This is a genomic window from Nocardia lasii, assembly GCF_042658545.1.
Classification (GTDB): Bacteria; Actinomycetota; Actinomycetes; order Mycobacteriales; family Mycobacteriaceae; genus Nocardia; species Nocardia lasii.
The window spans coordinates 264,767-279,565 of record NZ_JBHSQN010000009.1 but is presented as its reverse complement, the minus strand read 5'-3'; the positions used below and the strand labels follow the sequence as shown (position 1 = coordinate 279,565).

Sequence of the window (14,799 nt, the reverse complement as noted above, 5' to 3'; positions counted from 1 at the left end):
CATGACTGCCATGGCAGCAGTGTCTATCAGCCGCTCGCTGCGCTCGCTCATGACAGGATCTCCTCTTGCACGTCGTCGGTTTCGGGTTCGGGCATGGGTTCGGCGGGGGTGCCGGTGAGCGAGAGGAATACGTCGTCGAGGGTCGGGCGCACCACGTTCGCGTCGAGGACGCAGATGCCCGCGTCGTCGAGGCGGCGCAGGGATTCGACCATGGTGCGCGAACCGTTGCCCACCACCACCGAGACCTCGTCGCTGCCGGGTTCGTGGAACGGTTCGCCCACGCCCACCTGGTGCAGCACCGCCAGCGCGGGCCACGGGGCCTGTCCGGGGGCGAGGGTGACGGTGAGCCGGTCGCCGCCGATGGAGGTCTTGAGTTCGTCGGCCGACCCGCGCGCGATCACCGTGCCCTTGTCGATCACGGTGATCCGGTCGGCGAGCAGGTCGGCTTCCTCGAGGTACTGGGTGGTGAGCAGCACGGTGGTGCCGTCGTCGACGAGATCACCGATCACCTGCCACATGTCCAGGCGCCCGCGCGGGTCGAGGCCCGTGGTGGGTTCGTCGAGCACCACCACCGGCGGCCGGGCCACCAGCGCGCCGGCCAGGTCGAGGCGGCGCGCCATGCCGCCGGAGTAGGTGCCCGCGCGGCGGCCCGCGGCGTGGTCGAGGCCGAAGGCGGTGAGCAGTTCCTCCGCCCTGGCCACCGCCTGTTTGCGGCCCATGCCGTACAGGCGGGCCACCATGCGCAGGTTCTCGTAGCCGGTCAGGTTCGCGTCGACCGCCGCGTACTGGCCGGACAACCCGATTCGGGTGCGCGCGGTGGCCGGGTCGCCGAGCACGTCGACGCCGGCCACCCGCACCGAGCCCGCGTCGGGGCGCAGCAGGGTGGTGACGATGCGCACGGTGGTGGTCTTGCCCGCGCCGTTGGGTCCGAGCAGGCCGAGCACGGTGCCCGCCGGGATCTCCAGGTCGATCTCCTTCAGCACGCGCACCTTGCCGTAACTCTTGGCCAGGCCACGTACTTCTACCGCGAAACTCACGGTCGCATCTCCTTCTGGCCGCTGCCGCACACGGTGATCTCCGGGATGGCGTCGAGGTGGCGATGCAGCACGGGGCCGATCACCGCCAACGATTCCGGTGAGGTCATCGCCGCGTGCCTGCAGGGCAGGTCGTGGTTGTGGATGTCGCCGGTGACGAACGGTTGCCAGGCGTCGGCACACCGGCCGGGATCGGCGGCGTTGATCTCGTCCGCCGCGGCGGTGAAGAACAACAGATCGCCGTCGAACATGCGCGGCCGGAACCGGTTGGCCATGACGGTGCCGTCGGCGTACCCGGTGTAGAGGCTGTGCAGGTGCTCGACCGAGAGCGCGGCGAACGGGCCCGGCTGTGCCCGCAGCAGATCCGCCGCTTCGTGCAGGTCGAGGTCGGCGGGCAGCGGTGCCCCGTCGATGAGGTCGGCGCCGAACTCGCCGAGGATGTCGGCCACGCTGGGCATCGAGGTGTCGAGCCAGCGGTCGCCGAGCTGGTAGCTGTCCAGCATGGCCAGCAGCGCCACGTCCTCGCCCAGCTCCTGCAGCTGCACGGCGATCTCCTGGGCGATCAGGCCGCCCAGCGACCAACCGAGCAGGTGATAGGGGCCGTGCGGCTGGATCGACCTGATGTGGGCGACATAGTGTCCGGCGGCTTCGGGGATCGAGGTGAAGCCCTCCTCGCCGGACACGTGCGGCGCCTGCAGCCCGTACACCGGACGCTGCTGGTCCAGGTGCGCGAGCAGCCCGGCGTAGCACCACGACAGTCCGATCGCCGGGTGCACGCAGAACAGCGGGGTGTCGTGCTTGCTGGTGGCCGCGCGGATGGTCAGGACCGGCGCGATGGCCGCCTCGATCACCGCGTTCGGGTCGGTGTCGTCGAGGCGGGCCGCGATCCCGGCCGGGGTGGCGTCGCCGAACATCATCTGGACCGGCATCTCGTAGCCCTGATCCCGCAGTGCGGCAACGACTTTGGTGGCCAGCAGGGAGTTGCCGCCGAGTTCGAAGAACCCGTCGTCCACGCCGACCCGCTCGACCCCGAGCACCTCGGTGAACGCCGCGCACAGCGCCACCTCGGTGGGCGTCACCGGCGCGCGGTACCCACCGGCGGCGACGAACACCGGTTCGGGCAGCCGCGACCGGTCGAGCTTGCCGACCGGGCTGAGCGGCACCTCGTCGAGCAGCATGACCGCCTGCGGGACCATGTAGTTGGGCACGTGCCCGGCCACGTGCTCGAGCAGTTCGGGCACGCTCGGCGCGGAGCCCGCGCGCGCCTTCACGTAGGTGACCAGCGCGGTGACCCCGGCCTGGGTGGTGTGGCCGATGGTGAGCGCGAGCTCGACGTCGGCGTGGCGGGCGAACGCGGCGTCGATCTCGCCGAGTTCGATGCGGAAGCCGCGCACCTTCACCTGATGGTCGGTGCGCCCGACGTATTCCACCTCGAGCGCGGAGCTCGCGCCGTTGCGCCAACGCACCAGATCGCCCGTGCGGTACATCCGTTCACCGGGTGCGCCGTAGGGGTTGGCGACGAATCGCTGGGCGGTCAGGCCCGGCCGGTTGAGGTAGCCCCGTGCCAGGGCCGCGCCAGCCAACTGCAGTTCGCCGGTGACGCCGATCGGGGTCGGATGCAGGCGCCGGTCCAGCACGCTCGCCGCGACACCGCGGATCGGGCCACCGATGGTGATCGGGGCCTGCGGGCTCATCGGCTGCGGCATCAGCGTGACGATGGTGGTCTCGGTGGGGCCGTAGACGTTGTAGAAGTTGCGGCCCGGCGCCCAGCGGGCCAGCAGGTCCGGCGGCAGTGCCTCGCCGCCGACGAGCACGTGGGCCAGCGAGTGCACCCCGGTCGGATCGACGGTGCCCAGTGCGGCGGTGGTGATGAACGCGTGGGTGATCCGCTCGCGGATGAACACCTGGCGCAGGTCCTCGCCGCCGACCACCCCGGCCGGGGAGATCACCAGCGTCGCCGCACCGCCGAGCGCGAACAGGATGTCGAGCACGGCGGCGTCGAAACTCGGGGTGGCGAAGTGCAGTACCCGGCTGCCGGGTCGCACGTCGAAGCGGTCGGCGGTCTCGGCGGCGAAGTTCGACAGGCCACCGTGGGTGACGACCACGCCCTTGGGGGTACCGGTGGAGCCGGAGGTGTAGATGACGTAGGCCGGGTTGTGCAGGCGCAGCGTCGAGATCCGGTCGGCGTCGGTGATCGGCGCGTCGTCGGTGCCGAGCACGGTGGCCCTGGTCTGCGGGTCGTCGAGCACCAGCCAGCGCGCGTCACCGGGCAGCCGGTCCCGGTGTGCCAGCAGCGTGAGGCCCAGTGCCGCACCGGAATCGGTGAGCATGTGACTGATCCGCTGGGCCGGGTAGTTCGGGTCGACCGGCACGAACGCGGCCCCGGCCTTGGCGACGGCGATCATGGTCGCCACCGATTCCACCGAGCGCGGAATGCCGAGGGCGACCAGACTTTCCGGGCCGATGCCCTGGCCGATGAGGACGCGGGCGAGCCGGTTGGTCCAGCGGTCGAGGGCGTCGTAGGTGACCACGGTGTCGCCCGCGCTCAGCGCGACCCCGTCGCGGGAGCGGGCCACGGCGGCGCCGAATACCGCGGGCAGGGTGCGCGCGGGTTCGGGGCGCGTGCCGTGTACCGGCGCCAGCGCGGTCCACTCGACCGCGTCGAGCAGGGCGAGATCGCCGACCGCGGTGTTGGGGTCGGCGGCCACGGCCGTGAGCAGCCGGACCAGTCGGTCGCCGAGCCTGCGGGCGGTGACCTCGTCGAACAGGTCGGCCGCGTAGTTCACCGACAGCTCGATGCCGTCGCCCACCCGGTCGGCGGTCTGGCGCTCGATGAAGGTGAACTGCAGGTCGAACTTGGCGATGCCGGCGTCGGCGTCGACGGCTTCGATCCGCAGACCGGGCAGTTCCAGCATCCGCAGCGGGGTGTTGCGCAGCGACAGCATCACCTGGAACAGCGGGTGGTGGGCTTGGGAGCGGGCCGGGTTGACCACTTCGACGAGCCGCTCGAACGGCACGTCGGCGTTGGCGAAGGCGTCGAGGTCCCCGTCGCGAACCGTGCCGAGCAGGTCGATGAAGGCGCGTTCGTCGACGACCTGGGTGCGCAGCACCAGGGTGTTGACGAACATGCCGATCATCGCGTCCAGGGCCGGGTGGCCGCGACCCGCGCTGGCGGTGCCGACGGCGATGTCCTCGTCACCGGTGACCCGGTGCAGCAGCACGGCCAGCGCCGCGTGCAACACCATGAACATGCTGACGTTGTTCGCGCCCGCGATGCCGCGCAGCGCCCGGTGGGTGGCGGCGTCGACCGCGCAGGCGACGGTGCCGCCCCGGTAGGAGGGCACCGGCGGGCGGGGTCGGTCCGAGGGCACCGCGAGCAGTTCGGGCACCCCGTCCAGGACATCGGTCCAGTGCGCGAGCTGGTTGCTGATCAGCGAGTCCGGGTCGTCCTCGGTGCCGAGCAGTTCGCGCTGCCACAGGGTGTAGTCGGCGTACTGGATCTCGGGAATCTGTTCGCCGAACGGTTCGCCGACCTGGATGCCCCGGTAGGCGGCGGCCACTTCCCCGGCGAGGGGTTCCAGCGACCAGCCGTCCATCGCGATGTGGTGCACGACCAGGACCAGCACGTGTTCGGCCGAACTCGCGACCGCGTACTTGGCCTTGGTGGGGACCGAGCCGCCGAGGTGATCGACGGTGATCAGCGCCGCGCGCATCGGCACCGAGACCGACAGGTCGAAGCCGGGGCTCGCGAAACGGGCGACGGCGGTGTCGACCTCGTGCGGGGCGGCCGTCGCGTGGAACAGGGTGACCGCGGCGATCTCGGGGTCGAGCACCAGCTGTTCGGGCTCGCCCGCGCTCTCGGGGAACACCGTGCGCAGGGTCTCGTGCCGACGTTGCACCGTGTGCAATGCGGCAATGAGTGCCGACAGGTCGATCTGGCCGTGCAGGCGCAGCACGACCGGGATGTTGTAGGCGCCCGCGGCGTGGTCCTCGCCGGTGCCGCCGGCATTGAACCGGTTGAGGAACCACAGCCTGCGCTGCGCCGCGGACAGCGGGATGCGGTCCGGGCGCACCTGGGGCACGAGCGCGGGGCGGTGCTCGTCGCCGGTGGGCCCGGTGTCGACGAGCGCGGCGAGTTCGGCGACCGTCGGCGTGGCGAACACCGTGCGCACTTCCAGTCGCACGTTGGTGGCCGCGGCCAACCGGGCCACCAGCTGGGTGGCCAGCAGCGAGTTGCCGCCGATGTCGAAGAAGCTGTCGGTGGCGCGCACGCCGCTCGCGCCGACCAGGTCCTCGAACACCTTCGCCACCAGTCGCTCGGCCCCGGTGCGCGGCGCCCGTCCCTGCGTGACGACGAACTCCGGTTCCGGCAGGGCGCCACGGTCGAGCTTGCCGACCGGGGTGAGCGGGACGGTGTCGATCAGGTTGAGCGAGGCAGGCACCATGTGACCGGCCAGGCGCACGCTCGCGTGCTCGCGCACCTCGGCGAGCACGGCGGGATCGGTGTTCTCCTCGAGCTGGACCCAGGCCACGATCCGGTCGTCGCCCGCGATGGCCCGCACCTCGGTGTGGGCGAAGCGGACCGCCGGATGGCCGCCGAGCACGGCGCTGATCTCGCCGAGTTCGATCCGGAAGCCGCGCAGTTTGACCTGGTGGTCGCTGCGGCCGAGGTAGTCGATCGTGCCGGTGCTGGTCCAGCGGACCACGTCACCGGTGCGGTACATCCGGCTGCCCGCGGGACCGAACGGGTCGGCCAGGAACCGCGAGGCGGTGAGGCCGAAGCGCTCGTGGTAGCCCTGCGCGGTGCCGCCGCCGCTGAGGTAGAGCTCACCGGGCACGCCGGTGACGACCGGTCGCAGCCGATCGTCGAGCACCACCGCGCGCAGGCCGCGCACCGGGGTGCCGATGGTGACCTGGCCACCCGCCCGCAGCTCCGACATCGCGGCGATGACCGAGGTCTCGGTGGGTCCGTAGGCGTTGAGCAGTCGGCGCCCGTCAGCCCAGTTGTCCACCAGGTCCGGCGGTACCGCCTCGCCGCCGACCATCAGCCCGCGCAGGCTGGGCAGCGGCCAGCGGGCGGGATCGATCGAGGCCAGCACAGCCGGGGTGAGGAAGGTGTGGCTGATCTGCTGGCGGTCCATCAGGGCGCCGAGTTCGTCGCCGCCGTAGACATCGATCGGCGCGATCACCATCTCCGCGCCGGCGTAGACGGCCAGGAGCAGGTCGAGCACGGCGGCGTCGAAGCTGGGCGTGGACAGGAACAGGGTGCGGGCGAACCGGTCCATGCCGATGCGTTCGTGCAGGTCCAGCGCCAGGTTGGCCAGGCCGCTGTGGGTGACGGTGACGCCCTTGGGCAGACCGGTGGAGCCGGAGGTGTAGATCTGGTAGGCCGGGTCGGCGATGTGGACCGGGCGCACGCGTTCGGCGTCGGTGATCGGGGAGCCGTCGTGCGCGGCGAGTTCGGCGAGCAGGTGCTCGTCGTCGACCCGCAGCCACTGGGTGTCGAGCGACCCGGCGGCGGCGCGCAGGCCCTCGATGGCGTCGGCGCTGGTGAGGACCGCGCTGACCGCGCAGTCGGCGAGCATGTGCCGCACCCGGTCGGCCGGATAGCGCGGGTCGACCGGGACGAACGCCGCCCCGCTGGCCGCCACCCCGAAGATCGCCAGGAGGCAGTCCAGCGACCGGGTGAGGCCGACGGCGACCCGGTCCCCGCTGCCGATCCCGCGGGCGATGAGGGCCCGCCCGATCCGGTGGGCCCGGTCGGCGACGCCGGCGTAGTCGAGCGCACCGAGTTCGCCGGCGATGCTGCCACCGGCGAACCAGCGCACGGCGGGCCGACGCGGGTACTGCGCGGCGGTGCCCGCGAGCAGCTCGGCCAGGATGACCGGGGTGATCCCGGCCGGTCCCTGCGCGGGGACCAGATCGCGGTGCTCGGCCACGGTCAGCGGGTCCAGATCGCAGATCCGCCGCCGGGGATTGGCCGTGACCTGGGTGAGGATGCGGGTGAACCGCTCGGCCATGGTCGCGACGGTGTCGGCGTCGAAAAGCTCGGTGGCGTAGACGAATTCGAATCGTCGTCCGTGCGTGGCGGCCGGGGCGACCCGCAGTTCCAGGTCGAATTTGGCCAGCGCGATATCGAGTTCCTCGGCACTGAGCCGCAGGCCGGGCAGCTCGAGTTCGGGTGTGCGATCGTCCTGCATGCTCAGCGCGACCTGGAACAGCGGGTGCCGATTGCCGGCCCGGCTCTCCCGGCCGAGCGCGTCGACGACCCGCTCGAAGGGCACGTCGGCGTGGGCGAGCGCGGCGAGTTCGGCGTCGCGGTCGGCGTGCAGCAGGTCGATGAAGCTGCGGTCGGGGTCCACGTCCGAGCGCAGCACCAGGGTGTTGACGAACATGCCGACCAGCTCGTCGAGTTGGATGTCGGTGCGCCCCGCGACCGGCGTGCCGATGGGGATGTCACGTCCGCCGGTCACGCTGCGCAGCAGCACCGCCAGCGCCGAGCGCACCACCATGAACAGGCTGACGCCGGTCTCACTGGCCAGCTCGTCGAGCGCGTCCTGCAGCGGCGCCGAGATCGAGCAGGTGACGGTGCCCGCGGCGCCGGTGGGTTCGGCCGGACGCGGGCGGTCGAACGGCAGCGGCAGTTCCTCGGGCAGTTCGGCCAGGGTCTCGCGCCAGAAGGCGAGCTGGGTGGCGGCGATGCTGTCCGGGTCGTCCTCGGCGCCGAGGACCGCGCGCTGCCAGAGGCTGAAATCGGCGTACTGCACCGGCAGCGGCGCCTGTTCGACCGCGGTGTCGACGGTCCTGGCCACGTAGGACACGGCCAGATCGCGGGTGAGCGGCCCGAGCGACCAGCCGTCGGCGGCGATGTGGTGCACGACGACACCGAGCAGGTGTTCGCGGGCGGCGGTGCGCAGCAACGACACTCGCAGCGGAGTGTGTCGGGTGAGGTCGAAACCGGTGCGGGCCAGCGCGGTCAGTTCCGCCTCGGCCGCGGCGGGTTCGGTGTCGATCACCTCGATCGTCGGCATCGCCTCGGCCGGGGGCAGGATCACCTGCTGGGCGCCGGAGAGGTCCTCGGGGAAGACCGTGCGCAGCACTTCGTGGCGGCGCACCAGGTCGGTGAGGGCGCCGCGCAGCGCGTCGATGTCGAGATCTCCGCCGATTCGCAAGACGAACGCGATGTTGTAGGCGCTCGATTCGGGGGACAATCGATTGAGGAACCACAGCCGTTGCTGCGGCAGCGACAGTGGTATGCGTCCCGGGCGCGGGGTGTGTACCGCCAGCGCCACCCGTTGCGTCCGGGGCGCTTCCGCGATCAGCCCGGCGATGCCCGCCACGGTCGGCGCCTCGAAGATCTGTCGGACGGGCAGGTCCACCTCGAACTCGGCGTGCAGCGCGGCCGCGAGCCGGGTGGCCAGCAGCGAGTTGCCGCCGATGTCGAAGAAGCTGTCCTCCGCGCCCGGTACGGGGCGGCCGAGGATCTCGGTGAACACCGCCGCGACCCGCATCTCGAGGTGGGTGCGCGGCGCCCGCGACCCGGTGCCGACCACGAATTCCGGTGCGGGCAGGGCGCGGCGGTCGAGTTTGCCCGCCGGGGTCACCGGCATGGCGTCGAGCACCGCGAGCGCGGCGGGCACCATGTAGGCGGGCAGCCGGTTGCGGGCGGTGTCGAGCACGGCGGCGGTCTCGAGGACGCCGTCGGCGGTGATGTAGGAGGCGAGGCGCTGGTGGCCGTGCTCGTCGACATGGACGACGGTCAGCGCGGACCGCACGCCGGGGTGTTCGCACAGCACGTGGTCGATCTCGCGCAGTTCGATGCGGAAGCCGCGGATCTTGATCTGGTCGTCGGCGCGACCGAGGAAGCGCAACCGTCCCGCGATGTCGGTGACCACGAGATCGCCGGTGCGGTACATCCGCTCGCCGACCCGACCGTGCGGGTTGGCGACGAAACGTTGCGCGGTGAGCGCGGTCTTGCCGAGGTAGCCGCGCGCCAGACCCGGCCCCGAGACGTACAGCTCGCCCGGTGTCCCCGGCGGCACCGGGTTCAGCCGGCCGTCGAGTACGAACAACCGCATGCCACGCACCGGCGCGCCCAGCGGTACCGGCTCCCCCGCCACCATGGCCGCGCTGGCGGTGACCGCGACGGTGGCCTCCGAGGGGCCGTACATGTTGTGCATCCGGTAGGTCGAGGCCCAGGTGTCGACGAGTTCGTCCGAGCAGGCCTCACCGCCCACGATCACGGTGTGCAGCGACGGGAAGTCGCCCGCGGGCACGGTCGCCAGGGCGGCCGGGGTGATGAAGGCGTGCGAAATGTGTTCGGAGCGAAGGAATCCCGCCAGTTCCGCACCGCCGTACAGGTCGGCGGGCGCCACCACGACGGTGGCGCCCGCCGCGAAGCCGAGCAGCAGTTCCAGCACCGAGGCGTCGAAGCTGGGCGAGGAGAAGTGCATGGTGCGGGCGTGATCGCTCACCCGGAACAGCTGGGCCTGCTCGCTGGCGAGCGAGGCGATGCCGGCGTGGGTGACCACGACGGCCTTGGGGGTGCCGGTGGAGCCGGAGGTGTAGATCAGGTAGGCGGGCTGACCCGCGCGCATGGACAGTCGGCGATCGGCGTCGGTGAGCGTGCTCGCCGAGCGGAGGGCGCAGTCGGCCTCGAAATCGGCGGTCCCGAACACCAACCACTCCGGCGCCCGGCGGTGTTTGCCGACGATGGCGGGCAGTGCGGCGAGGTGTTCGGGCAGGGTGATCCCGAGGGTGGCGCCGGAATCGCCGATCATGTGCGCGATGCGTTCGGCCGGGTAGGCCGGGTCGACGGGCACGTAGGCGGCGCCGGTCTTGGCGACCGCCCAGATGGCGATGATCGATTCCAGGCTGCGCGGCAGCGCGAGGGCGACCACCGTCTCCGGTGCGGCGCCGTGCGCGATCAGGCTGCGCGCCAACCGGTTCGAGCGTTCGTCGAGTTCCCGGTAGGTGGTGTCGATGCCCAGGTAACGCACCGCGACCGAATCGGGCAGCCGTTGCGCGGTCTCCACGAGCAGCCGCGACAGGGTCCCCGCCGGTTCGGCCGGCGCGCCCGAGACGGGCACCAGCCGCGCGATCTCCCGGCTGTCGAGGATGTCGAGGTCACCGATGGCGCGGGTCGGCGCGGTGACGGCCGCGGTGAGCACGGCGGTGAATCGGCGGGCGATGGCCTCGACGGTGGCGCGGTCGAAAACATCGGTGGCGAAACCGAATTCGGCGTGCAGTGGGCCGCCGTCGTCGCTGTCGCGGACCTCGAGCTGCAGGTCGAATTTGGCGACGCCGATCTCGATGGGGACCAGTTCGGCGGTGACACCGGGCAGTTCGACGCGCAACTGCGGGGTGCGGTCGTAGGACAGCATCACCTGGAACAGCGGGTGCCTGCTGGTCGAGCGGTCGGGGTTGACCAGTTCGACGAGCCGTTCGAAGGGCACGTCGGGATTGGCGAAGGCGTCCAGGTCGGTCTCGCGGACGCGGTCGAGCATGCGCTCGAAGCCGGCGTCGAGGTCGACCTCGGTGCGCAGCACCAGGGTGTTGACGAACATGCCGACCAGCTCGTCGAGCGCCGGATCCGACCGGCCCGCGATGGGCGTGCCGATGGTGATGTCGGTGCTCGCGCACAACCGCGCCAGCACGGTGGCCAGCGCCGCGTGCAACACCATGAACATGCTGACCCCGCGACTGGCCGCGAGTTCGCTTGCCGCGCGCCGGGTTTCGGCGTCGATCCGGAATTCGACCGTGTCGCCGCCGGTGGCGCGCTGCACCGGACGCGGCCGGTCGAAGGGCAGGTCGAGCTGATCGGGCAGTCCGGCCAGGGTGGTGCGCCAGTGCGCGAGCTGGCGCGCGATAGGCGCCTCGGGATCGGTTTCCTCGCCGAGCAGTTCGCGCTGCCACAGGGCGAAGTCGGCGTACTGCACCGGCAACGCGACCCACTGCGGGGCGGTGTCGTCGGCCCGCGCGGACACCGCGACCATGAGGTCCCTGGCCAGCGGGGCGACCGACCAGCCGTCGCCGCTGATGTGGTGCAGCACCACGAACAGCAGGTAGTCGTTCGGCCCGACGTGATACAGCGTGACCCGCAGCGGGGTCTCGGTGCGCAGATCGAAACCGCGCGCGGCCACCTGCGCCGCCAACTCGGTGATCGCGGCGGCGTCGACCTCGATCGGGTCGAGGTCGGGCACCACGCTGCCGACCGGGTGGATCAGCTGGTACGGGCCCTCGGGGCCCTCGGGGTAGCTGGTGCGCAGGCTCTCGTGCCGGTCGAGCACATCGCGCAGGCCGGCGCGCAGCGCGTCGAGGTCGAGGTCGCCGGTGAGCCGCAGGGCCAGCGGCATGTTGTAGGCGGCGGCGTGTTCGGCGAACCGGTTGAGGATCCACAGTCGCTGCTGGGCCATCGACAGCGGCACCCGTTCGGGCCTGCGCGCGGGAACCAGTCGGGGCGTGGAGGATTCGGGGCGGTGGGTGCTGATGTAGTCGGCCAGCGCGGCGATGGTGGGCGACTCGAACATCTCCCGGATGGTCAGATTCGCGTCGAGGCCGGTGTTGATCCGGGCGACCGCGCGGGCGGCGACCAGCGAGTTGCCGCCGAGGTCGAAGAAGCTGTCCTCGACCCCGATCACGGTGTCCTCGAGCGCGAGGACCTCGCCGAAGATCGTGGCGAGCGCGCATTCCAGTTCGGTCTGCGGCACGGCGGCGCCGGTGGTGACGCGCACCCCGGTCTCCGGGGCGGGCAGTGCCTTGCGGTCGACCTTGCCGTTGGCGCTGAGCGGCAGTTCGTCGAGCACGACCAGGGCCGAGGGCACCATGTAGGACGGCAGACCGCGACGCAGCACCGCGATCAGCGTGGCGGGATCGGGGGCGTCGGCGCCCGGCGCGGCGACGACGTAGGCGACGAGTTCGTCGTCCCCGGTGCGACCGGTGCGCGCCACGCAGACCGCGCGGGCGATGTCGTCCTGGGCGAGCAGGGCGGATTCGATCTCGCCGAGTTCGATGCGCAGGCCACGGATCTTGACCTGGAAGTCGGTGCGGCCCAGGTACTCCAGGACCCCGCCGTCGATCTGCCAGCGCGCCAGGTCGCCGGTGCGGTACATCCGCTGCCCGGGGGTGAAGGGGTTGGCGACGAACCGGTCGGCACTGAGGTCGGGTCGGCCGAGGTAGCCGCGCGCGAGTTGGACGCCGGCCAGGTACAGCTCCCCCACCACGCCGGGCGGCACCGGGCGCAATCGCGGGTCGAGCACATAGGTCTGGGTGTTCCAGACCGGCGAGCCGATCGGCACGGTGGTGGCCTCGGGCGGGCACGGCCAGTAGGTGACGTCGACCGCGGCCTCGGTGGGACCGTAGAGGTTGTGCAGTTCCGGTCCCCCGTCGGGACCGTGCAGCGCGGCGTGGAAATCGGCGACGGTGGCGCCGGGCAGTGCCTCGCCGCTGCAGAACACCCGGCGCAGTCCGGCCCCGCCGCGCACCCGCGGGTCGGTGACGAACAGCGACAGCATCGAGGGCACGAAATGGGCGGTGGTGATGGCTTTCTCGGTGATGATCCGCGCCAGATAGGCCGGGTCGCGGTGGCCCTCCGGTGCCGCGACGACCAGGCGGGCCCCGACCTGCAGGGGCCAGAAGAACTCCCACACCGACACGTCGAAGGTGGCGGGGGTCTTCTGCAGCACGGCGTCGGTGTGGTCGAGCGGGTATTCGGCCTGCATCCAGCGCAACCGGTTGACGATCGCGGCGTGCGTGACGCCGACGCCCTTGGGTTTACCGGTGGACCCGGAGGTGAAGATGACGTACGCGAGGTGGTCGGCCCGCAGCGGCGCGCGCCGATCGGCGTCGGTGATCGGGGCGACCTCGTTGTCACTGACATCGAGGGTGTCCAGGTCCACCCGCACCGCACCGGCGGGCAGTCGCACGCCGTCACGGGCGGCGGTGAGCACACACACCGGACGCGCCTGCGTGAGCACCGCGTCGAGACGATCGACCGGATGCTCGGGATCCAGCGGCAGGTAGGCGGCGCCGGTGGCGAGTACCGCGTAGATCCCCACGACCAGGTCGATACTGCGGTGCAGGCACACCCCGACCGTGGTCTCCGGGCCCGCGCCGCGGGCGATGAGTTCGCGCGCCAGCTGGTTCACCCGGTCGTCGAGTTCGGTGTAACCGACCGTGTGCGAGCCGAATTCGAGGGCGACCGCGTGCGGGCTGAGCCGGACCTGATCGGTGAACAGCGAGACCAGCGTGGCGGGGGCGACCGGCGCGTCGGTGTCGTTCCATTCGCGCAGCACCCTGGCGTGTTCGGCGGTGGTGATCGCGCCGAGTTCGCGCGCGGGCGTGGCGGGTTCGGCGGCCAGGAAGCGCGCCAGGAAGTCGAGGTAGCGGCCGTGGTGGGCGGCGACCTCGGCCTCGCCGTAGAGATTGGGGTTGGCTTCGAAGTCGAGTTGGATGCGGCCGCCGTCGCCGTTGTAGATATTGATCGAGAGGTCCTCGACGGGTCCGGTGGCCAGCACATGGATCTGGCCGGCGATGTCGTCGAACTTCAACTCGTCGTGGAACAGCATGATGTTGACCATCGGGCCGAAGAAGCCGCGCGCGTCGCGGGAGTACCCGCAGTCGCGGCGGATGTCGTCGGAGCGGTAGCGCTGGTGGCGCAGGGCGCCGGTGATCTGCAGTTCGGTCTGGCGCACCACATCGGCGACGGTGGTGTCGTCGTCGAACCGGATCCGAAGCGGCACCACATTCGAGACCACACCGGCCGAACGCCGCAGCGCCACCGTGGTGCGCGCCGAGACCGGAAGGCTCAGCACCACATCGGAATCGCCGGTGACCGACCGGACGTAGGCGGCCAGCGCGGCCACGATGAGCGCGGAATTGGCCGTGCTGTGGGTGGCGATCGCGTCGGTGAGCAGGGTGTCGAGGTCGGTGTCGAGCACCGCGGTGGCCCGGTGGCGGCCCGCGTCGATGGTGTCGCCCGCGGCGGTGACCGACGACAGCGTCATCGGCTCGCCGACTCCGGTCAGCAGTTCCATCCAGTACTCGCGGTCGGCGCGGAAGCGGCTCGACTCGCGGTAGCGCGACTGTTCGGCGTAGAGGTCGACGAGCGCGGCGGCCCGCGAGGCCGAGGGTTCGCCGTGGGCGCCGACGGCGGTGTAGATCTCGGCGGTGCGCGCGAGCGCGTTCATGGCGCCGTAGCCGTCGATGACGATGTGGTGGCCGCGCTGGTACCAGAACCATTCGTCCTCGCCCACCCGCAACATCACGTTGATGGTGAGTGGCTCGTTCTCCATGTCGATGGGGGTGCTGGCGTGGGTGTTCATCCACTCCTGTGCCGCCGCGCGCGGATCCGGTTCGGCCCGCAGGTCGATGCGGGCCCAGCCGGGTCGCCAGGTGAGGTCGACGCGCTGGTGCGGCACGCCGTCGATCTCGAGCAGGCGCACGTGCCCGACCTGGGATTCGGCGCCGTAGCGCTCGACGGCGTAGAGCAGCCGACCGACGTCGAGGTCACCGTGCAGTTCGACGTAGTGCGCGATGGTGAGCGGGATATCGGGCCGGATCCGTTGCGCGTACCACAGGGCCGTCTGACCGGGCGAGAGGGCGAACGGTCGGCCAGGGTCCCCGTCGGTGACGCATGAACTGACGCGGTCGGTCGCCAAAGAACTCATCAAGCACTCCGTTTCTGCCTTGTGTCACAACTCCCCGAGCAGCGCCCGGGCACACGAGGGCCCAGGGCGTGGCTTATCCACGCCCATGATTCGGAGTA

Annotated in this window: 2 protein-coding genes; both read right to left on the bottom strand. The window is 71.4% G+C overall.

Annotated elements, in window-relative coordinates; translation table 11 throughout:
* Positions 1 to 47: 47 nt before the first annotated feature.
* Entirely contained in the window at positions 48 to 1,037 is a 990-nt protein-coding gene (locus ACFP3H_RS14430) for an ATP-binding cassette domain-containing protein (protein WP_378605463.1), read from the bottom strand.
* Positions 1,034 to 14,701: a non-ribosomal peptide synthetase gene (locus ACFP3H_RS14425; protein ID WP_378605460.1), complete on the bottom strand. Its 13,668-nt coding sequence runs from the start codon at positions 14,699 to 14,701 to the stop codon at positions 1,034 to 1,036. The genes ACFP3H_RS14430 and ACFP3H_RS14425 overlap by 4 nt, the downstream gene beginning before the upstream one ends.
* Positions 14,702 to 14,799: the final 98 nt, after the last annotated feature.

Coding starts and splice junctions, on each gene's coding strand:
- ACFP3H_RS14425 (WP_378605460.1), bottom strand. CDS start 14,701: ATGAGTTCTTTGGCGACCGACCGCGTCAGTTCATGCGTCACCGACGGG.